The sequence below is a fragment of the Dellaglioa sp. CoH-56-MRSF-13 genome, from assembly GCF_056782095.1.
In genome coordinates this window covers 48,429-70,420 of sequence record NZ_JBXAYC010000005.1, presented here as the reverse complement: position 1 = coordinate 70,420, position 21,992 = coordinate 48,429, and the positions used below count along the sequence as shown (strand labels likewise).

Below are 21,992 nucleotides of genomic sequence, written 5' to 3'. Positions count from 1 at the left end.
ACATTTCATTTGTAAACGGTACCATAAAGTGTAATAATAGATGGTACAAGATACTTTGTTATTTAAATGAAAGTGGGGATTTATATTATGTCAGAAAAAATTAAAGCATCAATTGCAATGTTAAAGGTATTACAGGATTGGAAAGTTGAAAATGTCTATGGGTTACCCGGTGGATCATTCAATACAACAATGCGTGCTCTTGAATCAGAAAAAGAAAACATTAATTACGTTCAAGTACGTCATGAAGAAGTTGGGGCACTTGCTGCTGCCGCTGAAGCAAAACTAACTGGTAAAGTTGGGGTTGTCTTTGGTTCAGCAGGTCCTGGGGCAACACATTTATTCAATGGTTTATATGACGCACAACAAGACCATGTTCCTGTTCTTGCTTTAATCGGTCAGGTTGCTTCATCTGCAATGAACATGGATTCATTCCAAGAAATGAACGAAAATCCAATGTTTGCTGACGTTTCTGTCTATAATAGAACAGTTATGACTCCAGAAAGCTTACCTCGTGTAATTGATCAAGCTATCAGAACAGCTTACCAATACAAAGGTGTAGCAGTTGTTACAATTCCAAATGACTTTGGTTGGATGGATATCGACGCTGACAGTTATTACGCTTCAGGTCACAATTACACAACACCTATTTTACCTGAACCAAATGATTCAAAAATTAAAGAGGCTTTAGCACTTATTAAAGAAGCTAAACAACCTGTTTTATTCGCTGGTATTGGTACAAAAGGTGCTACTGATGAAGTAATTGCTTTCTCTGAACATTTTAAAATGCCTGTAATTATTACAGCTATCAATAAAGGAACTGTTCCTGATAGTTATCGTGCTAACTTAGGGTCAACTTACCGAGTTGCAACAAAACCTGCTGATGAAGCAATTGCTGCCGCTGACTTAGTTGTCTTTGTAGGAGCTGATTTACCTTTCTCACAAACTAAAAAAGTCTTAAAACCCGATATGAAATTTATCCAAATCGATATTGATGCATCAAAAATTGGTAAACGTCATGCAGTTGATGTCGCTTTACTCAGTGATGCTAAGAAAACATTAGCTCGCTTTGTTGAATTAGCTGGTGCTCCTGTTGAAAGTCGTCCATTCTTCGATGCAACTATTGAAGATATGGCTAACTGGCGTACTTACCTCAAGAAATTTGAGGACAAGACAACAACACCACTTCAACCTGCTTCTGTCTTTAAAGAAATCAACAAACATGCCACAGGCGATGACATTTTCGCAGTTGATGTTGGTAATGTTACAATGAATAGCTTACGTTACTTAGATATGAATCCTAAACAAAAATTCACAACATCTGCCTTATTTGCAACAATGGGTTATGGTATGGGTGCAGCAATTGCTGCTAAATCAGCCTTCCCTGACCGTCAAGTCTTTAACCTTGTCGGTGATGGCGCATTTGCTATGATTGTTCAAGATTTATTAACACAAGTAAAATACAAACAACATGTCATTAATATTGTCTTCTCTAACCAACATTTTGGTTTCATTCAAGATGAACAAGAAGATGAAGGTCAACCATTCTATGGTATTGATTTCAATGACGCAGATTGGGCACAAGTCGGAAGCGCTATGGGTACGCTTGGTATCTCAGTTTCTACACATGACGAATTAGTTGCCGCATTTGAAACAGCTATAAAAGCAGAAGGTCCTGTTGTTATTGATGTTAAAATCACTGACGACCGTGCCATCCCTGTTGAAGATTTAGCTGTCGATCCAAAACATTTCTCAGCTGAAGAAATCGCTGCTTACCGTAAACGTTACGAAGCAGAAGACTTACTTGTCTTAGATGATTTAATCGAGAAATACTCAAAATAATGCCCTCACGAATAAAATAGCTATTCCTAAGAGATAGTTATTTTTAAATAACAAAAGACTGTAATGAAGATAACTATCCTCTTCATTACAGTCTTTTTTTTTGGGTTCTATTTTAATTTTACAGGTAGATCTTTTTTTGAAACTTCTTCCCATGAAATAACACCTTTTTTTTCATTATAGGCTAATTTTAAATAGGCGCCTTGACGTAACGGTCTTTCTTTATTCCCATTAAACGTTAATTTCTTAGCTTCATTTTTAGTATTATAAGCCATTTGATTATAGCTATAATCGGCATACGTTTTTCCATTTTGATCCTTTTTAACCACTTTTTTACCTGTTTCTGTTATCTGTGTGTAGTAATCCTGAGTTGAGTAATTAGTCCTATAGTATAAGTACCCGCCGCCAACTAATAGAATAGCGATAATTAATACAATTATTTTTTTCATTTATTCTACCTCCTTTTATTTAATTCATAATCTCAAATAACCATGCATTAAACCACTAATTTGACTTGTACTAATCGAAGATTATCAAAAAATTATATTATAATCCTTTTTTACTCATTTAATTCTATATAATGATACAATACTAACCATACAAACATTAGGAGGTTACGATTATGACAAAAACTCACCAACTAGTTAATAGAAATGAAGTACCTGAAGCACTAACATGGGATTTAACAGCCATTTATCCAAATGATCTTGCATTCCAGACGGATATCGATTTAGTTCGTGACCTCGTTCAAACCTTTGTTTCTACTTACCATAGCCATTTAGGAGAACTAGCTCCAATTAGTACCGCCTTCAATGACTTGGAAGATATTTACACTCGCTTATCACATATTGAACATTATGCATTTTTACAGCAAGCAGTTGATATTACTGATGCAACAGCCAATCAGTTAATGCGCGATTTTGAAGCACTTTCTGCCGAAATTACGACAAAACTGGTTTTCTTTGATATTGAATTACTAGAAAATCCAGTTAAATTATTGGACGACGTTGTTGCAACAAATCCAAAATTAAAAGCTTATATTCGTCAATTAAAGAAACAAAAAGAATTCCAGTTAAGTCCTGAGGTTGAACAAGTCCTTGCGACCTTCCAACCTAATTTTTCTGCACCAGAATCAGTTTACGGTCAAACTCGAGCAGCTGATATGGACTTTTCTGATTTTGAAGTAAATGGTGTGACATATCCAATGTCATTTGTTTTATATGAAAATACGTACCAATACAATCCAGACGCAGCTATTCGTCATGCAGCATTTAAAAGCTTCTCAACAACATTAAATCATTATAAGCATACAATTGCGGCTAACTATTATAATCAAGTATCTATGGAGAAAAGAATTGCTACTTTACGTGGCTATCATTCAGTTTTTGATTACTTATTAGCAGAACAAGAAGTTGACCGTTCATTATTCAATCGTCAAATTGATACAATCATGACTAAATTAGCACCTGTTATGCAAAAATACGCTGCACATGTCAAAGAAGTTCGCGGTTTAGATAAAATGACCTTTGCTGATTTACAAATCGATTTAGATCCTGATTTCGCACCAGAAGTTTCAATTGAAGAAGCTAAGAAATATGTCAACGATGCAGTTGCGCCACTTGGATCTGACTATCAAGCCATGGTTGCTCGTTCATTCCCAGAACGTTGGGTTGATTTTCCACAAAATATTGGTAAGGAAACGGGTGGCTTTGAAACAACTCCTTATGGCAAACATCCTTATATTTTAATGTCATGGACGAACGAATTAGCCGATGTCTATACTTTAATTCATGAGCTCGGTCATGCAGGGCAAGCCATTTTAACACAGGATAACCAATCAATTTTGGGTAGTGAACCTTCTACTTATTTGGTTGAAGCGCCTTCTACATTCAATGAACTATTACTAACAAGTTCAATTGAAAATCAATCAAGTGAACCTCGCTTAAAACGTTTTGCTTATTCAAAAATGTTAACGAATACTTATTTCCATAACTTTGTGACCCATTTACTTGAAGCAGCTTACCAACGTGAAGTTTATCAACTCATTGACGCTGGACAAGGATTTGATGGTGATCAATTAAGTGAAATTAAACGTCATGTCCTTGAAGCATTCTGGGGACCAGATGTTGAAATAAATGACGGTGCTGAACTAACTTGGATGCGCCAATCACACTATTACATGGGCCTCTATTCATACACATATTCAGCAGGTCTTGCCATTTCAACACAAGCACACTTGAACTTATTGAAAGATCCAGAAAATACGACAGAAGCTTGGCTTGCCTTCTTAAAATTAGGTGGCGAATTAGCCCCAATTGAAGCAGCTAAAGTTGCAGGCGTTGATATCACTACGGATGAACCTCTCAATCAAACAATTCAATTTTTAGATGATACCGTGAATAAAATCATTGCTTTAACGAAAGAAATTTAAAAATAAAGGAGAGACACTAAAAAGTTTAGTGTCTCTCCTTTATTTTTTATGCAGGTGGTGTGTTACTTAATACCCATTTTACCTGGGCTGTATATGAACCGCGATGGATTTCACTTGGATCTGCTTTAACCAAAACACCCGCATCTTTGTCCCATGGTACGGTTGTCGTTTTTGTCGTTGATGTTCCTGACAAAATTTCAAGACTTGCCGAACCTAAAACTTGAGCCTTATCTCCGGCTGTTGCTCGATACACAATCGCATCTTTAATTGTATTACTATCTGAAGTAAGATCACTTGCTGAAACTGACAACTGCCAAGTCCCAGGTAATGATGTTTCTAATGCTACAGAAAAATCAGTTTGACGAGGTAATATTGTCGTTTTTCCTGGAATTTTAGTTGTCCCAAAATTTAAACTACCGTTAGTTGTTAGTCCCATTTTACCTGAAACAACGACAGTAATAGTTTTCACGTCAGATTTATTACCGTCTGTATCGACAGCATAAACAGTTAAAACATGACTACCAATTGCTAAGTTATCTGGTAATTTGTAAGTTCCAGAATGGTCCTGACCAGCTTTTACGTTATCATATGTTTCCATTAAAACAGGTGCATTTGACCCTTCTTGATAGTACGTTTTAATGGTTGCACTATCATCAGACTCATGGTAACTCAAAGAATAAGGCGCATTCACTGTTGTACCACTATCATCTAAAGTAAACGTTGGTTTATTAGAGTTCACAATAATATCAGCCGTATATGACGTTGTTTGGTTCCCATATTGATCAGTTGCCATCACAGTATATGGGTTTTTACCAACCTTTAATTGACTACTTGGAACGCTAACACTAAATTTACCGTCTGTTCCGACGTTAGCTGATACTGAGTAACTACCATTGACTTTAATTGCTGCAGTTGTCGTTCCTGCTGGGAAAGTTCCCCCAAGACTTGAAACTACTGTTCCGGCAATAGTTGCTGCTTCATTTTGATTAACCTTGATGTCATTAATTCCTGATATCGTTAATGTTCGTGTGCCTCCAATTGTGAATTTGGCTGCATTTGATTGGATAACCGCATTAGATCCAGAAAATTCACTTACTGGACTATTAACAACTGTATCGGCTGCAACTTTGTCAGCAGTTCCTGTAAGTGTTACTTTTGCACTTGAATACTTAGCTGTTGATAAATCATTCTTAAGGACCTTAACAATTGCCCCATTTGACATCTTTGTTAAATCAATGGTTTCTGAGTCCGTTGCTGCCCCTGAATAAGTAATTGTTCCCGTTTTTAACGTCACATTATTGGGAACCTTCAAGCCAGCACTAATTGTTTTCCAATCTTGTTTACCACCTAAATATTTTAAATTTGTTACAAAATCTAATGAATCTCCAGAGTGTACTAGACCATCATTAGTAACATCTTTATTTTTTTGAGTTGTATCTGTTACTGTCTGAGTTGCAGTTGCATCAACTAAACCTGGAACTTTTTCAAACATTATCAAGTTAGTTTCATAACTACCACCCGTTGATCCAGTAAATCCCCAACGAACTGCGCCATTCGAATTGAATTTAGCCTTATCAATTGACACAGTCGCGCTCTTACCTGTTGTCATAACATTTGTTTTTGGATTTTTATCATCAATTGTGTAAGTCATAGAGCCTGTTGTACTCGTTCCAGCAGAATATTTCAACGTCAAATGATGCCATAACGCGTTAGATAGATTTGCTCCGTAATCAATTAACCCAAGGTGATTTTGATAGTAAAAATAGGCGGTGTGTATTGGAAAAAAACCCGAGTCTTTACTATCCCGTGTATAACTATTAGTATCTGCAGGATAACCACTAGCTATGTGATTACCTGTGACAGCAGTATAATCAAAGCTATTCCCGGAAGTTTGACCCCCATTATTAAAGGTATCGAACTCTAACGCCCAACTGTTTTGTATCCCTGTTTTAACTAGTTTCGAAACATCACTATAACCTGATGTTGTTCCAAAAATACCCTCAGGTAGTATATCATTAGCCCAAACACCTAATGTTTCACCACTACCAGTTGAAATAGCTGCATTTCCTTTAGCATCATTTTGTAATACTAATGCCATACCATCTCCGGCTGCAGCGCCTCCATTACCAAGATATACCCACATTGACGCTGTTGAATCTTTGTTCAAATCGAATGTATTACCATCAGTTGACCAAACAGCTGCCTTTTGATCTTTATTATCAGTAATTGTTACGACCGATTTTGTAGCAGCATTTGCATCCGTTGTTATGACATTTCCAGACGTTAAATTAACTGTTTTACTAACTTCAGATACACCAGCCCCAGTTCCGCGTTGAAATATACCATTCAAAGTGATCCCACTTGGCGCGGTCTGTATTGCATAATTATAATCTGTTTCTGCCGACACACTTGAAAAAGTAGCTAAGAAAGTCGCCGCTAAAACAAACACTAATAAATTTATTTTTTTATGATTAATCCCCATAACCCGCACCCCATTCTCTATCTTTATTACTTATAGTATACGCTTAAATAGAATTAATATTATCCATAAATTTCTTATAAACGCTCATTATTTGATGGTTTTAGGGTCCTTTTCAGGTAATAGTTATTTAATCCTGTATGCCAATTGGTATACCAGTATTCGTCAGCTATAATGTATCATTAAATAAAAAAGTAAGCTTACAATATTGTAAGCTCACTTCAATTTAATACCTAATAAAGCAACTAAAATTGTTGCCTGGTAAGCATTAATCGTTAATCCACGAACCAGCTTAGGATCCAGTATAACTGTTTCAAATTCACTCTCAGAGAAATCCACAGACTTCATGTTGGTCTCAATAAAATCGCAACCTTCAATATTACTTTCAGGGAATGTTAATTTCTTCTTGATTTCAACCGCTTGAAAACTGGTTTCTTTTAAATCACAACGTCTAAATTCAACTTCTTGGAAATTAGCGACACTAAAATTAGAATAGCTTAACTGACAATCTCTAAATGTCGTTTCTTTAAAAACAGTACGATTAGAAAAGTCACACCCCATCATCCGACAGCTTTTAATTTCAGTTCTAAAAAAATAACTTTCATTAAATTCTGCGTTCAAAAACTCACAATGATCAATTACAGTATCTAACCATTCGCTACGCACAAAGTCAGTTTGTTCAAAGGTACAATGATCAAAAGTGACTGAATCAACTCGTACTGTCTCAAAAGAAGCCTCAATCGTACAATTATGGTAAGTTAATCCATATCTAATATCATCAAATGAAATGGTTTGTCCTTCAACAACTTGATTATCCAAAATAATTCACTCCTAAATGTTTACTTAAAACGCTATTTATAAATTTTAACATATTTATTCACAAATACTTAAGACCTTTTTTAGTTAGAAGATAATAAAAAAGATAAATCAGATTATTCTGATTTATCTTTTCTTTAACCTTTATTTTCTTTTTTATCCTTTTTAATAAAGAATAATAGTAGTGCTCCTAATATTAGAACGAATCCTACTAAGACAACCATCACAGATTTTTCTTCATTTGTCTGTGGTAAAATACCACCTACAGATGATACTGAGCCTTTTATGTCTTTTTCAGGATTAACAGTCGTTTTTCTTTCAGGTACACTAGTTGGTTGTGTCACTTTGGTATTCTCTTTAAAACCGATAGTCACATTCGTAGAACCGGCTTCGGTTGTTGCCGCACTAACCATTTGATTAGTATTCAGCATGACAACTCCCAAAAGTAACATTGCTATAATCATAATCTTTTTCTTCATGAGACTAACCTCCCCCAAGGAATACTTTAAAGATTCTTGTTAAAAAGCATTATATAGTGATTGCCACCATATAATGCTTTTTAAACAACTTATTTAAGCAGGTACGTCAGAAAGTGTCCAGTTCATTTTTGTTGAGTAAGCTTCTGCTTTAGCAACACCAGCAGGGACAGTTAATGAAATGTCTCCAGCTGCAAGTGTATCAACAGTAACACCACTACCAGTATCTTTAACAGCATTTAAAGCAACGCCAGCTGTTGTTAAATCTGTAACAGCATTTGAAACAGCTGTAGTTGTTCCAGTTGTTGCTTCAGCAACAACTACTTTACCTTTGCCTGTTGAAAGAACAGCACCAGTTAATTCATCACTACCACTCTTAAATTGGTCAGCTTGAACAGAAAGTGCCCAACCAGCATTTGTTCCACGAACATCCCCAACTTCAATAGCAAGATCTTTTGCTGATTTAACAGTCAATGCTTTTGTAGGAATTTCAATATCTGAACCAAAGTCTACTGTTTTTGTAGCGTAGACAATAGCAAGGTTACCACTATTACCAGTTCCACCACCATCACCAGGATCTGTTGGGTCTGTTGGGTTTGTTGGGTTAACTGGAGGGATTACTTGTCCTTCATCGCCAGCCTTAAACGAAACACTAGCATCAGTTGATGCACCTTGAGCAAGTGTTGCTGCATTTACATGACTTGAAACTGCTAAACCTGCACCTAAAATTGTTGCTGCTAATAATGCACTTGTTAAACCTTTTTTCATAATCTAATCCCCCATAATTCTATCTTTTTTATTGTAAATAATTAAACAGCTGGTGTATCTGATAAAGTCCATGTTAACGTTGAAGCATACGCGATATCTGCTTTAGCAACGCCAGCTGGAATTGTTAATTTAACATTTTCTTTTTTAATGTTATCAACGTTAATACCTGCACCAGCGTCTGCTGTAGCACCAAGAACAACCCCAGAAGTTGTTGTATCAGCAATTGCTGATGACACTGCATGGTTAGCTGTAGAACCATTACCAACTGAAACAGCACCTGCGCCTAAACTAATTGCAGCGCCGCCAAGTTTTTCTGATTCATCAGCGTTAGCTAATTGCTTAGAACTTACTGATAAAGTCCAACCAGCATTTGTTCCACGAACATCACCAACTTCAACTGCAACATCTGTATCAGACGTTAAGTTAACCGTATTTGCCGTAATTTCATTTTCAGTACCAAAACTAATTGCTTTAGTAGCATAGATAATAGCAAGATTACCACTGTTACCAGTATTACCGTTATCCCCAGGTTCTGTTGGTTTTGTTGGATCTGTTGGGTCAACTGGAGGGATAACTTGTCCTTCATCGCCAGCTTTAAATTGAACACCAGTTGTTGTTGTTGCAGGTGTCATATCAGCAGCGTTTACGCTACCTGATACTGCTAAGCCTGCACCTAAGATTGTTGCTGATAATAATGCACTTGTTAATACGTTTTTCATAATTTATTTCCCCCGAATTTGTTATTTAATTTAAACAGCTGGTACGTCTGAAAGACTCCAGTTTAACGTTGTTGCATAAGTATCAGCTTTAGCTGAACCTGCAGGAATTGTCAAAGTCATGTTGTCTGCACGAATCTTATCTGCATTTAAACCAGCACCTTCGCCTGTTTTAGCTGATAAGACAGTTCCACCATCAGTAACCGCTGCAACTGCAGCAGCTGATGCAGGTGTTGGTGTAGCACCGGTACCAATTAAGGTATTATCACCTTTACCTAAAGCTAAGACAGCTCCAGCTAATTCGCCAGACTTTGTACTTTTGAATTGATCTGCTTTAACTGATAATGTCCAACCAGCATCTGTTCCTCGAGTATCGGCAACTTGAAGAGAAATAAAGTTACTACCTTTAAGGTCTTGTTTACTTGCTGAAACAGGTACAGTAGTGCTAACAGAACCAGTTCCATCATCTTTTGGAATCCCAAATGTTACAGCCTTTGTTGCATATACAATTGCTAAAGGACCAGCATGTCCTGTTTCACCGCCACCACCATCACCAGGATCTGTTGGGTCAACTGGGTCTGTTGGGTCAACTGGGTCTGTTGGATCTGTACCTGGTGTAAATGTTACTGAACCGTCAGTTGTTGCACTATCTGGTAAGACAGTATCTGCAGCATTTACGTTACTTGATACTGCTAAACCTGCACCTAAAATTGTTGTTGCTAATAATGAACTTGTTAAACTTTTTTTCATAATATATTTCCCCCAAATTTTTTTAATATTTCACCCGACTCTAACCTAATTAAGCAGGAGCGTCAGTCAATGTCCAAGTTAATGTTGTTGAGTATGCAGCAGCATGTGCTGTACCACCAACAACCCCTAAGTTAATACCCTTTTGTGCATAACTTGTTGTAGTTTCCCCTGCACCTTTGTCAACAGGTGCACTAATTGTTGCACCACCATCTAAGACGTTGCCTGTAGCTGTTGCTGTTACCTCAGGTACGTCACCAATATTATTCGATGCAGTACCATCAGGGAGTGACAATGTAGCACCTTCTAGTTCTACAGATTTAGCTGTAGGATCAGCAACAGTATCTACAACACTCATAAATGGTGTACCACTAACCTTAACGCTCCAACCAACAAATGTTCCACGAAGATCACTAACACTTACATTAATACCACTATTTGAATTTAATGTAGTATTCGCTGCAGAAATTGCTTCTTTACCAAAATCAACTTTACTTGTGACATTTGTAATTGACAATGATGCACTATTAGGATCTGTTGGATCTATTCCGCCAGCTGTAAACGTGGCACTTGCCGTTGTATCTTTTGATGTAGCAGTATCTGCTGCAGATACCTTACTTATTGTTCCGAAACCTAATACCACACCACTAATCATTACTGTTGTTAATAAAGTTTTTTTCATCATTGTTTCCCCCATTTTTCGTATACACTCACTATAGTCGATATTTGACCTAAAAACGGTCAATATTTCATGGTTAAGTGTTTTCTTTTGACAGTCATAATTACTTAATTCTTATTTAGTTATTCTTTTCTATAAAATTATAATACCAAAATTATTTCATTTAAAACGACCAACATTTACGTGTTAGGTGTCATTTTTTGACGTTATTTTACTGGGACACTTGATAATGTCCAATTCAAGTCTGCTTTATAGGCAGTTGCTCTAAGCTTTGATGGATCTGCCTTTAACAAAATACCGGTTCCATCATCGTTAAACTCCTTTCCTGTATCATTTACACCATTACCTGATAAAACGGTTATGCCAGCATCATTAATGATTTGCTCTGTAGCATTGGCATCACTTTTAAAGACCAAAGCATCTGGATCATCAGTTAATCCTGTTGATTTTACAGTCAACACCCAGTTACCGGCATCCACAGCTGAAAGGTCCACATTAAGACCAATTAATGGTGTTAAATTGGTTTTTTCATTTGGTATTTTAATTTTATCTCCATAATTTAAATTATTAATGCTATTAATTTTTAACGTTTTAGTTGGTTTTTTAACATTAAGGATGAATTTTTTAACAGTCGCATTACCTTGATCATCCGTTGTTGTGACGGTTATTGTATGTTGTTTAACCGTCAAGTCGGTCATCTTAATCGTATTAGTATGATCTTTACCTAGCGTTTTACTATTATCGTACTCCTCCTTATATTGACTGGTGTGTGCTACATCACCATAAGAATCTGTAATTTGAGTTGTTAAGGTCGTTGCATGATCACTATTCACCGTGTAGCTCACTGGGTACTCAGTACTTGCGACATCAACTACTGGGATATCCGTATTAGTCGTACTGTCTAATTTATCGCCTGCAATTGCATCTACTTTAATCTTAGGATTTGGTATGGTTACAATGATAGTTCCCTTAGTTGGAAAACTAGTTCCCCCACCTATTACTCTTGTAGCTGTAAGCTCAACTTTATTTTCCCCAATTGCTAGATCAGAATTTTTAATTGTAACTGGTGCTTGCATGAGTGTTTCTATTGGATCATACGATGTTGGATGAAAAGGTGCGTAAATTGTTGCCGTACTATCTGGTTTGGTTACTTGCACATTGAATACGTAGTTATCTAAAGATACGGCAGGATAGTACCCAGGTGATCCTTCTGGTGTTCCTGAGCCATCAACGCTATTTCCATTACCCGCATCATCCTGACTATAAAATAGGTCAGCTAACGCTGCATCTGCAGGCATTATTGTTGATTCTTTGCTAAGTACATCGTCAATGCTAATCGTTTTTTTACTTCCACCCAGAAACATCCCTACAATCTCTGCATTTTTATAATCATCAAATAACGTACGTGTTGTGCTACTTTGTTTTTTAGCCTGTTCTACTTGTTTCTTTTCGTCTTTTTGACTATCTAGTTTTTCACTAGATAGTGTAGACGACGCTGATTCTGAACTTGTTGCATTTGTCGTATCAACTTCTGAATCTATTTTTTCATCAGATACACTACTACTTGAGCTACTAGAATCTGCCTTATTTGATTCTGTTGATTCACTTAATACATTTTCTAAAGTTTGCTCTTTTATAGTCGCAATACTTGAACTAGTTGCTTCTTCTTGTTCACTTGCTGATATAGTTTCATTCAACGCTGTTCCCCCGAACAACATCATCGCACACAAACTACCTATCACAATTCTATTTTTTGGTTTCATAATAATCCCCCAGGATTCTCTTTTTAGTTTATGTCGTTAACCAATTACCGTTATAATATCATCTATATTCGGTAGACAACATTCAACATTTGCGACCTAGATGTGTTTTTTTGACATTTTAATCATAATTATATTTACTTCTTATAGTATGTATCACAAAATTTGATTGTACTTTATTTCATTTTTCTTTATACTTAACCATAGCTATCACTGCACCAGTATCATAAAATATTTTATCCATATGGAGGCTATTATTTTGCTAGAATCAGAAAAAACATTACGTTGGTATAACGTTGCTTTAATTGCATTCGTTTCCGTTTGGGGACTTGCAAATGTCTTTAACAACTTTGCTAACCAAGGACTCACTGTTATTACATCTTGGATTTTAATCATGATTTTTTACTTTGTTCCTTATACTTTAATTGTTGGTCAATTAGGCTCAACATTTAAAGATGCCAGCGGTGGTGTGTCTTCATGGGTGAAAGAAACTTCAACCAAGAGACTTGCCTACTATGCAGCTTGGACTTATTGGGTCGTACATATTCCTTACCTAGCACAAAAACCACAAGGTATTTTAATTGCCTTTAGTTGGTTATTCAAAGGTAACGGAAATTTCGTTAATGAAACTTCTGCTATGACCGTTTCACTTATGGGCTTAGTCATTTTCATTTTCTTCTTATGGATTGCCTCAAAGGGACTTGCTACTTTAAGTCGAATTGGTAGTGTTGCCGGAACAGCAATGTTCGTTATGTCATTATTATTCATCTTGTTGGCAGTTTCAGCGCCATTCATGACGCATGCTAAAATTCAAACACCTGATATGGGTGCCATTAAATCATATCTACCTAACTTTAACTTCGCCTACTTCACAACGATTTCAATGTTAGTTTTCGCTGTTGGTGGTGCTGAAAAGATTTCTCCCTATGTTAATAAAACAAAAAACTCAGCTAAAGAATTTCCAAAAGGAATGTTAGCATTGGCCGCAATGGTTGCCATCTGTGCTATTTTAGGTTCGTTCGCTATGGGATTCTTATTTAACGGAACTAACATCCCTGATGATTTAATCACAAATGGTCCTTACGAAGGTTTCTTACGTCTTGGTAGTTTCTATCACGTAGGTAATTTATTCATGATTCTATACGCAATTGCCAATGCGATGGCTCAAATTTCAGCGCTTGCTTTCTCAATTGATGCACCATTAAAAATTCTTTTAGGTGATGCTGATCCAAACTTCATTCCTAAAAGCTTGTCAAAACTTAATAAAAAAGGAACTCCCGTTAATGGTTATGCCATGACTGGTGTTTTAGTTAGTATTTTAATTATCATTCCTGCAATCGGGATTGGTAACATGAACGCATTATACAAATGGTTATTGAACCTAAATGCGGTTGTCATGCCTATGCGTTATCTCTGGGTATTCTTCGCTTACATGCTATTAAACAAACAATTGAAGAATTTCAAAGCCGGTTACAAGTTTGTTAAGAATCCTGTCGTTGGTTACATTGTTGGTGCTTGGTGTTTCTTATTCACTGCATTCGCTTGTATCCTAGGAGTTGTTCCTAAATTAAACTACTCAGATAGCCCTTCTAACTACTTGTTCCAATTAACACTTAATATTGTCACACCACTTGTCTTAGTTGCATTAGGTTTAATCCTCCCTGCAATTGCACGTCGCGGTAACAAAAAAGCCCTATAAAATTAATCTTAACTAAAATCTTATATTCACAAATAAACCTTATGCCTAAAAGCATAAGGTTTATTTAATTTTATGGTTTTTAATTTTCATATTAGGTATACTAGAGCAGTTAAATAAAATTTTGGAAGGAATCTATTTGTATGAATATTATTGTTATGTTAAAAGTTATTATTTTGGGAGTTGTCGAAGGAATTACAGAATGGCTTCCTATTAGTTCAACGGGACATATGATTTTAGTTGACGAATTTTTACAACTAAAAGAAAATGCTGCTTTCATGGAAATGTTCTTCGTTGTTATCCAACTGGGCGCTATCCTAGCAGTTTGTGTGTTGTATTTCCATAAATTAAATCCTTTTTCTCCAAAAAAATCGCAATTAGAAAAAAGAGATACGTGGTCTCTATGGAGTAAAGTCATTGTAGCTGTACTTCCAGCTGCTGTGATTGGGTTAGTTGCTGATGACTGGTTAAATGCGAAATTATATAATTTCCCAGTTGTTGCCTTAATGTTAATTATTTATGGTGTTTTATTCATTATTATTGAAAACAAAAAAGCCGATGCTGTTCCTTCTATTACATCATTCAATCAAGTTACTTACAAAACAGCGTTACTAATCGGTGTTTTCCAAGTTCTTGCTTTAATTCCCGGAACATCACGTTCTGGTGCAACTATTTTAGGTGCCATTTTATTAGGGACTTCTCGATTCATTGCTGCTGAATTTTCATTTTTCTTATCAATTCCAGTTATGTTCGGTGCCAGTCTACTCAAATTAGTTAAATACTTCCATAATGGTTATAGCTTTACCGGTGATCAAACAGCCGTCTTATTACTTGGTTGTGTAGTCGCATTCTTAGTTTCAATTGTTGCAATCAAATTCTTGATGGGTTACATCAAGTCGAAAGATTTCAAACCATTTGGTTGGTACCGTATTATTTTAGGTGCCTTGCTACTCGTTTACTATTTCTTCATTAAATAATTAGACAAAAAAACGCCGATAATATCGGCGTTTTTTTATTTAGTTTTCTTGGCTGGTGCTTTTTTCTTAGTAGTTACTTTCTTTACAGCCGGTTTCTTTTTAGCGGGTACCTTTTTGGCCACGGGCTTTTTCTTGGCTGCCGCCTTTACAGTTGTCGTTTTTTTCTTTGTTGTCGCTTTTTTTGTAGCCGTCGTCTTTTTAACTGCTGGTTTCTTTTTAACAGCTGGTTTTTTCTTAGCTGGAGCTTTCTTTTTCTTTTCAACGACAACTGGTTCTTTTTCTTCAATAATAGGTGGATTTTCAAGGAAAGCTATCTTTTCAGCAATCATAGTTGTGCTTGTCATATTATGATCACTGGGGTTTTCTAAATAATTAGTCACAGATGTAATTTCATCGATTCTTAATTTAGATGCGTTCAGAATTGGTGACTCAACAATCAGATAGACATTAACTTCTGCTTCATCTGTTACTTCATTAAAGAAGCTGGGTAACTTTTTATAATATTTGTATGGTAAATTAAGGATATTTGCTTCAAGTGTAAAAATTGCGGTACCTTCAGGATATTCAATCATCAATTGAACTTCTACAAGCTTACCATCCCGTACATTGTTTTCTAAATCAGCATAACACTTAGCGAATAATTCTGGTACACCAATCGCTTGGACATCTTCTGGTGTGGCAGTATAAAAAATCTTTGTGTACGCCTCTAACTCAATAGCGGACATGAATTGTTCAACGGTCATTTTCATTAGTTATCTATCCTCCGTATTCTCTCTACATAGTCCATAATATCCTAGATGGCAATAATTGCAAAACATAAATAAAAAAAGGATAACTTTTGTTATCCTTTTTCACTAATACTACTTATTTAGTTGGTACATTACTCAAATTCCATTGCACTGAAGCATCATATTCTTCACTTCTAACCTCGCTAGGTTTAACACGCAATAGAATTCCCGTATCTTTTGCCCACGTTTTAGTTATCTGGTTAGGAGATGAGTTCCCACCCGCAATATCTATCGAATGGTCTTTTAAAGGTGTCCCAATATCTGTCGCTTTTTCTTTGTAAATTAATGCATCTTTTAGCACAGTGCCGCTGGCTCCAACAACATCAGTTCCAGTCAGCTTTAAATTCCATGTACCTGGTACCGATGCAACTACCTGTATACTTAATTCTTCTACAGGGCTATAGGTTGTTTCTTCGTTGGGTATTGGAATATCACTTTGTCCAAAATTTAATGCACCCGTTACCGATGCTATTTCTAAAACACCTGGATCATTAACAGTGATAATTTCTTGACCCGTTACTGAATTACCATATTGATCTTCAACACTTACCGTATAAGTATTTTTTCCAACGTTTAACTTATCTGCAGGCAGCACTTCAGCGTAGTCAATGCTACCCAACTTATTGAATAGCATTGATTTATCACTAAAGGCTTTACCATTCAGCATCGTTGTTATCGTAACGTTATCATTTTCCATTAGTGTATCTGTTTTAACGTTACTCGTAACTTTAATCGACTGACCACTATCAATTGTTTTATCAAGCAATCCTGAAAGTGTCATCTTCTGCTTTAATGCCTTAATGGTAAACGTAGCTAGCTGAGATCTTACTATCGTATTTTGACCATTAAATGTACTAATTGGACTTGTTACTTTGGTATCTGTAGCAACAATTTTAGCTGTCCCATTCATACTGATCGTTGCTGTATCATTACTTTTTGATAAGTTTTTATTTAGACTTGATGTAATGACACCATCTTTAGTTGTTGTATCAAATGTTTGCGTTGTTCCATCGGCGTATTTAATGATACCTTCTTTGTCTAACGTCACAGCATTAGGCGTTTTTAACGAAGCAACGATTTTTTTCCAATCTTGCTTTCCATCATTGTATTTCAAAGTTGTTTGAAGATTAAGTTTATCCCCGCTGTTAGCAATTCCTGATGCGGTAATGTCCTTATTGTTCTGGGTAGTATCTGTCACTTTTTGCGTCGCCGTAACAGAAACTAAATCAGATATTTCTTCAAACATCACTAAATTTGTTTCCCAGTTACCGCCTGTTGCGCCCGTAAATCCCCAAGTCACTTGACCATCAGTGCTCGCAAATTTACTTTTATCAATTGGAACTGTCTTTGCAAGACCACCACCTAATACATCACCCGTACCGGGGACTTTATCTCCAATAGTATAGGTCATTGAGCCGGCAGTTGTAGACGTTGATTTATAATCAATTGACACATGCCACCATCTTCCATTAGATAAGTCAGCGACAGCAAGTAGTCCATCATGAGTTAATTTATTATACTTACTTAAAAAACCATTTTGTTCATAAGTAGCCCTTTGATTAGGATAATTGCTTGCCAGATGATTGTCTTGGATAGTGTTTAAATTATCAAATCCGTTACCCTTGCTTGCCTCACTATTTTTATGTGTATCAAATTCTAACGCCCATGAATTTTTAATAGCTGTTCCTGCAACGGTAGATTCTGATCCACCTTTATCAACACCCCAAACACCTAATGATTCGCCTCCACCAGAAATAGCACTGAGACCACGGCTATCATTTTGTAAAACAAAAGCCATCCCATCACCAGAATTAGCACCCTGATTACCGAAATACATCCACATTGACATTTTATTATTTTTATTAAGATTAAATTTATTGTTTGCTGTAGACCAGGCAGATCCCACTTGGTTAGTTGCATCCGTAATTTTTATAATTGATTTATCTGCGTTATCTGCTGTTTCAGAAACAACATTACCACTAGCATCGAATGTTACAATTTTTGCATTATTTTGTGTTCCTGTTGTTCCAGGTGTCAAAAGTCCATTTGATACTAATGCGTCTGGTGCCGATGCCACTGCGTTAGAATAATCATCAGCATTAACACCTGTAGAGCTAAGCCCTAATGTCACTAACACACCTGTAAAAAGTACAGCTTTCAGCCGTAATATTGTCATAATCCTATCTCCCCCCGGACATTTGAATTTAACCGACAATTAAGTTTATTATTAATTATTTGGTACATTCGTTAGCGTCCAATCTAATTCAGAACTATAGGTTTCAGCTACTTTAATTTCACTTGGTTCAACATCCAATACAATTCCAGAATCTGCTGACCAACTTTTTTCAACCGTAGTTGCTTGACCTACTCCTGTAGACACTATTGTACCATACGTTGGAGAAAGCGGTAACGTGTTTTCCTGATTTGAATTACGAAACCCAATAGTTGAATGCTTTAAAGTACTTTTATCACTTGCTGCAGTTAGTGGTCCTGCAGTCACAGACAATGTCCAGTTTTTAGCTGCTGACGTTTCTAACTTAAGCATATAGCTTGAAGCACGGTTTAAAATACTTCTTTTCGCTGGTATTTTATTATTAAAATTAATTGAATCATCTGATGAAATACTCAACAATCCTACGACAACAGAGATTGTTTGGTTATTAGAAATGTTTCCTTCAGAATCAACCGAATAAATAGTTAACTCGTGCGTTCCAATGGCAAACTTAGTTGTATCTAGTGCTACACTATGATCTTGTGTCGAACCTGGTTTAGTATTTGTATATTTTTCTAATTCAACAGGTGTTCCAGTACTTCCTTCTTTATAGTACGTTGTTAACGCTGCACTATTATCAGCTACTTGGAAAATCAATGTATATGGCGCTACAACGGTTCCTTTATTATCATTTAAAGTTAAAACGGGTTTAATATTAATTTTTTGTGTATATTTTTGCGTCGTATTACCATCTGGATCTGTTACTTGAACATTATAAGAATATTCGCCAGTGGTTAGTTTGTCCTTTGGAATCGTTACGTTAAATGTACCATCCGTTGCGACATCACCCTTAATAGGTGTTGTATCCTCATTAAGTGTCACACTGGCCGTTGTTCCTTTAGCAAAAGTTCCACCTAAACTAGATTTTACCGTTCCACTAATCGTCGCATCCGTTCCATAATTAATATCAATATCTTTAAGGCCATCAATCGTTAAGGCTGTTTTTGGTGATGCTTTAATCGTATAGCTAATAGGATTAGAATCAATCATTGCATTGCTTCCGATGAATTGACCTGCTGAAACAGTCACTGGTGTATCCACTTCAACTGGCATTACTTCACCGATAAATGAAATATGTGAACTTTGTCCAGGTGTAGATAATTCAGGTATTTGCGCGCCGGATAACCCAGCAGGGTCACTTCCATAGATATTACTAGGAAATTTTCCTGTACCAAAATCGTTAGGTATTTCATACCCAGTCCATTTTATATTATTAGCCGGGTATTTTAAATATCCACCTATGCCTGTCCACGATTGTTTTCCACTATCGTAAGTTACGGTAGTGTTGAATTTTACTTTATCTCCAGCTTTTACTTCTCCATTAGCCGAGACATCCTTGTTATTTTGTGTAATATCCGTCATAGTTTGTACCGCAGTCGCATTAACAAGACCTGGTACAGTTTCAAACATAACTAAGTTATTTTCAAAAGAGTCACCCGTTGACCCTGTAAATCCCCAACGGATTTTACCCGTTGTAGAATTAAATTTCGATTTATCAATTGGAACACTTGCCGTCTGCCCTGTCTGACTTGTATCTTCAGTAGGATCCAAGTCTTCTGTTCCTGAAATTGGTTTTTTATCATCAATCGTATATGTCATTGACCCAGCACTCGCACTCACTGATTTATAATCAATTGTCACATGATGCCATGCCCGATTTGATAAGAACCCATTATAATTAATAAGGCCTAAATGATTTAGTTTAACTGAAGAAGAGATTGTATGATTATCCGTGTATGTTGCCTCAACAGCTGGATACCCACTACCAATATGGTTAGGTGCTAAACTAGGATCTAAATCAAATCCGTTTCCTGAACTATTACCATTATTCAAATGAGTATCAAATTCTAGCGCCCAACTATTTTGAATAGCGCCTCTAGCAGTATTATTGGGGGATCCCGTACCCACTGAATCGTCTCCCCAAACACCTAACGTTTCACCTGCTTTAGTTGCAATAGCAGCATTTCCTTTTGCATCATTTTGAAAAACAAGTGCCATCCCATCCCCAGCAGTATTCGTTTTGCTACCAAAATAAATCCACATAGAAGCTTTACTACTTGTATTAATATCAAATGAATTTTCGTCTGTTGACCAAATTGCTGCTTTTTGATTCTTAGCATCCGTAATTTTAACCATCGTTTTAGCAGCCAGATTAGTCGAATTAGGATCTTTATTGGTATCGGTTAATTCGACCATACCACTAGTTGCTACTACTCCAGCACCAGTACCCGTCTGGAATAAATTTGTCATTAAAATTGCTCGAGGTGCTGATGCTTTTGCAGAATCATAATCCGCATCTGCCTTGATACTTGTTACATTAACTAAAAAGAATAACCCAAAAGTTAGTAGTGTTAATTTTAATTTATTATTAATTTTCATGTTGGCCCCCACCTATTTTCCCCAAAGTTCATCTATAATAACTAATATGATAGCATGATACAGACAAAAAAAAACATCAAAAATAGAGGGTACCCCCACACTTTTTGATGTTATTTAAAAAATAAATGATTTTATTATTAATCTAAATTATCATTCATAAACTTAACGACTTTTTTAGTATATAATTCTGGATCCTTACTGAACGCTTTTCCGTGACCTGCGCCCTTCACAATCCACAATTCCTTCGTACCTGCTGAGGCTTTGTAGTTGTCATAAACCATTGCGCTAGGAACGAAATCATCCTTGTCGCCATGAATGAATAATGTTGGTAATTTATTTTTCTTTAATTGTTTAACAGAGTCAGCTTCTGCAAAAGAGTAGCCCGCACGTAACTGAGTTACCCAACTAGAAGTTGTTATTAATGGTTCTTTTGGTAAATTGAATTGGAGTTTCAATTGATAAGCTAACAAATCTTCAACATTTGTATAACCACAATCTTCAACAATTGCTTTAACTTGAGTTGGTAACTTTTCACCACTCATCATCATGACAGTAGCACCACCCATGCTAACTCCAAACAAGCCAATCTTTTGATCTGTTCCCTTTTCGGCAATTAATTTTTTGGTCCATTTAATGTAATCTAAGCGATCTTTCCATCCGAAACCAATATAATCGCCCTGACTTTTACCTTGGCCTCGATCATCTGGCGCTAAAACGTTATAGCCATTATCATGAAATAATTTTATATATGAAGCCATACTTTCTTTATTTTCCATGTAACCATGTGCCACAACAACTGTTTTTAAAGATTTAGTTGCCGCCGGTACATAGTCAGCAACTAATTTTAAATTTTCACCTGCTGATGTTTCTGTCCAGTTTTCTTTTTTAGTACTGGCCAACCATTTTTTTGCTTCAATTGTTCGCTTTGGTGTTCCTTTTGATGTTCCCGTTAATGTTTTTTCTGTATTTTGAATGGCATAGTGATAGAGATAGAAACTACCCCCTGTAATTGCAACCGCTAATAACACTAAAATACTGACAATCCAAATTATAATTTTCTTTTTCATTCAAAGAAACTCCTTTATCGTTTATGCCATTAACGTATTATAGCATTGTTTATTTTATAATTCACGTTTTAATTTAAAAAAATAACCACATTAGTTGGATAAACT

At 36.1% G+C, this 21,992-nt stretch carries 17 protein-coding genes; 4 read left to right on the top strand and 13 right to left on the bottom strand.

The features are described from left to right. The first annotated feature begins 87 nt into the window (after nucleotides 1-87). Nucleotides 88-1,839, top strand: a complete 1,752-nt coding sequence (spxB, locus tag AC1RP1_RS06245) for a pyruvate oxidase (protein WP_481761746.1) — start codon at nucleotides 88-90, stop codon at nucleotides 1,837-1,839. 107 nt (nucleotides 1,840-1,946) lie between these two features. Here the strand turns inward: spxB and AC1RP1_RS06240 are convergent, their stop codons facing one another. Next, on the bottom strand, nucleotides 1,947-2,285 hold the full coding sequence (locus AC1RP1_RS06240) for a YxeA family protein (protein WP_481761747.1): 339 nt from the start codon (nucleotides 2,283-2,285) through the stop codon (nucleotides 1,947-1,949). A 173-nt stretch (nucleotides 2,286-2,458) separates the two neighbouring features. Between AC1RP1_RS06240 and pepF the strand changes: the two genes are divergently transcribed. Beyond that, entirely contained in the window at nucleotides 2,459-4,267 is a 1,809-nt protein-coding gene (pepF, locus tag AC1RP1_RS06235; protein WP_481761748.1) for an oligoendopeptidase F, read from the top strand. A 46-nt stretch (nucleotides 4,268-4,313) separates the two neighbouring features. Here the strand turns inward: pepF and AC1RP1_RS06230 are convergent, their stop codons facing one another. The 8 genes from AC1RP1_RS06230 to AC1RP1_RS06195 form a co-directional block, all read right to left on the bottom strand. After that, nucleotides 4,314-6,749, bottom strand: a complete 2,436-nt coding sequence (locus AC1RP1_RS06230; protein WP_481761749.1) for a hypothetical protein — start codon at nucleotides 6,747-6,749, stop codon at nucleotides 4,314-4,316. A 213-nt stretch (nucleotides 6,750-6,962) separates the two neighbouring features. After that, nucleotides 6,963-7,565, bottom strand: coding sequence for a pentapeptide repeat-containing protein (locus AC1RP1_RS06225; RefSeq protein ID WP_481761750.1), 603 nt, complete (start codon nucleotides 7,563-7,565; stop codon nucleotides 6,963-6,965). A gap of 134 nt (nucleotides 7,566-7,699) precedes the next feature. Further along, entirely contained in the window at nucleotides 7,700-8,041 is a 342-nt protein-coding gene (locus AC1RP1_RS06220; RefSeq protein WP_481761751.1) for an LPXTG cell wall anchor domain-containing protein, read from the bottom strand. A gap of 93 nt (nucleotides 8,042-8,134) precedes the next feature. Further along, the gene (locus tag AC1RP1_RS06215; protein WP_481761752.1) at nucleotides 8,135-8,806 is read right to left on the bottom strand and encodes a WxL domain-containing protein; all 672 of its coding nucleotides are present in this window, start codon (nucleotides 8,804-8,806) and stop codon (nucleotides 8,135-8,137) included. Between the two features lie 41 nt (nucleotides 8,807-8,847). Continuing rightward, on the bottom strand, nucleotides 8,848-9,525 hold the full coding sequence (locus AC1RP1_RS06210; protein ID WP_481761753.1) for a WxL domain-containing protein: 678 nt from the start codon (nucleotides 9,523-9,525) through the stop codon (nucleotides 8,848-8,850). Between the two features lie 30 nt (nucleotides 9,526-9,555). Beyond that, nucleotides 9,556-10,272, bottom strand: coding sequence for a WxL domain-containing protein (locus tag AC1RP1_RS06205; RefSeq protein ID WP_481761754.1), 717 nt, complete (start codon nucleotides 10,270-10,272; stop codon nucleotides 9,556-9,558). A gap of 49 nt (nucleotides 10,273-10,321) precedes the next feature. After that, nucleotides 10,322-10,951 carry a WxL domain-containing protein gene (locus tag AC1RP1_RS06200; RefSeq protein ID WP_481762650.1) on the bottom strand — a complete coding sequence of 210 codons (630 nt, stop codon included), beginning with the start codon at nucleotides 10,949-10,951 and terminating at the stop codon, nucleotides 10,322-10,324. Between the two features lie 203 nt (nucleotides 10,952-11,154). Then, nucleotides 11,155-12,711 carry a hypothetical protein gene (locus AC1RP1_RS06195; RefSeq protein ID WP_481761756.1) on the bottom strand — a complete coding sequence of 519 codons (1,557 nt, stop codon included), beginning with the start codon at nucleotides 12,709-12,711 and terminating at the stop codon, nucleotides 11,155-11,157. A 256-nt stretch (nucleotides 12,712-12,967) separates the two neighbouring features. Here AC1RP1_RS06195 and AC1RP1_RS06190 point away from each other — a divergent pair, with 256 nt between their 5' ends. Together AC1RP1_RS06190 and AC1RP1_RS06185 are read left to right on the top strand one after the other, a co-directional pair. Beyond that, nucleotides 12,968-14,407: an amino acid permease gene (locus tag AC1RP1_RS06190; protein ID WP_481761757.1), complete on the top strand. Its 1,440-nt coding sequence runs from the start codon at nucleotides 12,968-12,970 to the stop codon at nucleotides 14,405-14,407. A gap of 140 nt (nucleotides 14,408-14,547) precedes the next feature. Beyond that, entirely contained in the window at nucleotides 14,548-15,381 is an 834-nt protein-coding gene (locus AC1RP1_RS06185; protein ID WP_481761758.1) for an undecaprenyl-diphosphate phosphatase, read from the top strand. Between the two features lie 35 nt (nucleotides 15,382-15,416). Here the strand turns inward: AC1RP1_RS06185 and AC1RP1_RS06180 are convergent, their stop codons facing one another. The 4 genes from AC1RP1_RS06180 to AC1RP1_RS06165 form a co-directional block, all read right to left on the bottom strand. Continuing rightward, nucleotides 15,417-16,130, bottom strand: coding sequence for a hypothetical protein (locus tag AC1RP1_RS06180; RefSeq protein ID WP_481761759.1), 714 nt, complete (start codon nucleotides 16,128-16,130; stop codon nucleotides 15,417-15,419). 115 nt (nucleotides 16,131-16,245) lie between these two features. Next, on the bottom strand, nucleotides 16,246-18,345 hold the full coding sequence (locus tag AC1RP1_RS06175; protein ID WP_481761760.1) for an L-type lectin-domain containing protein: 2,100 nt from the start codon (nucleotides 18,343-18,345) through the stop codon (nucleotides 16,246-16,248). 51 nt (nucleotides 18,346-18,396) lie between these two features. Then, a complete protein-coding gene (locus AC1RP1_RS06170) occupies nucleotides 18,397-20,820 on the bottom strand; it encodes a hypothetical protein (protein WP_481761761.1) in 2,424 nt (807 codons plus the stop codon). A gap of 137 nt (nucleotides 20,821-20,957) precedes the next feature. After that, nucleotides 20,958-21,887, bottom strand: a complete 930-nt coding sequence (locus AC1RP1_RS06165; RefSeq protein WP_481761762.1) for an alpha/beta hydrolase — start codon at nucleotides 21,885-21,887, stop codon at nucleotides 20,958-20,960. Between the last annotated feature and the right edge of the window lie 105 nt (nucleotides 21,888-21,992).

Bases quoted from the DNA above. Each gene is read 5' to 3' on its own strand.
- AC1RP1_RS06230 (WP_481761749.1), bottom strand. From the start codon at position 6,749: ATGGGGATTAATCATAAAAAAATAAATTTATTAGTGTTTGTTTTAGCG.
- AC1RP1_RS06165 (WP_481761762.1), bottom strand. From the start codon at position 21,887: ATGAAAAAGAAAATTATAATTTGGATTGTCAGTATTTTAGTGTTATTA.
- AC1RP1_RS06220 (WP_481761751.1), bottom strand. From the start codon at position 8,041: ATGAAGAAAAAGATTATGATTATAGCAATGTTACTTTTGGGAGTTGTC.
- AC1RP1_RS06180 (WP_481761759.1), bottom strand. From the start codon at position 16,130: ATGAAAATGACCGTTGAACAATTCATGTCCGCTATTGAGTTAGAGGCG.
- AC1RP1_RS06170 (WP_481761761.1), bottom strand. From the start codon at position 20,820: ATGAAAATTAATAATAAATTAAAATTAACACTACTAACTTTTGGGTTA.
- AC1RP1_RS06200 (WP_481762650.1), bottom strand. From the start codon at position 10,951: ATGAAAAAAACTTTATTAACAACAGTAATGATTAGTGGTGTGGTATTA.
- pepF (WP_481761748.1), top strand. From the start codon at position 2,459: ATGACAAAAACTCACCAACTAGTTAATAGAAATGAAGTACCTGAAGCA.
- AC1RP1_RS06210 (WP_481761753.1), bottom strand. From the start codon at position 9,525: ATGAAAAACGTATTAACAAGTGCATTATTATCAGCAACAATCTTAGGT.
- AC1RP1_RS06175 (WP_481761760.1), bottom strand. From the start codon at position 18,345: ATGACAATATTACGGCTGAAAGCTGTACTTTTTACAGGTGTGTTAGTG.
- spxB (WP_481761746.1), top strand. From the start codon at position 88: ATGTCAGAAAAAATTAAAGCATCAATTGCAATGTTAAAGGTATTACAG.
- AC1RP1_RS06205 (WP_481761754.1), bottom strand. From the start codon at position 10,272: ATGAAAAAAAGTTTAACAAGTTCATTATTAGCAACAACAATTTTAGGT.
- AC1RP1_RS06185 (WP_481761758.1), top strand. From the start codon at position 14,548: ATGAATATTATTGTTATGTTAAAAGTTATTATTTTGGGAGTTGTCGAA.
- AC1RP1_RS06240 (WP_481761747.1), bottom strand. From the start codon at position 2,285: ATGAAAAAAATAATTGTATTAATTATCGCTATTCTATTAGTTGGCGGC.
- AC1RP1_RS06215 (WP_481761752.1), bottom strand. From the start codon at position 8,806: ATGAAAAAAGGTTTAACAAGTGCATTATTAGCAGCAACAATTTTAGGT.
- AC1RP1_RS06195 (WP_481761756.1), bottom strand. From the start codon at position 12,711: ATGAAACCAAAAAATAGAATTGTGATAGGTAGTTTGTGTGCGATGATG.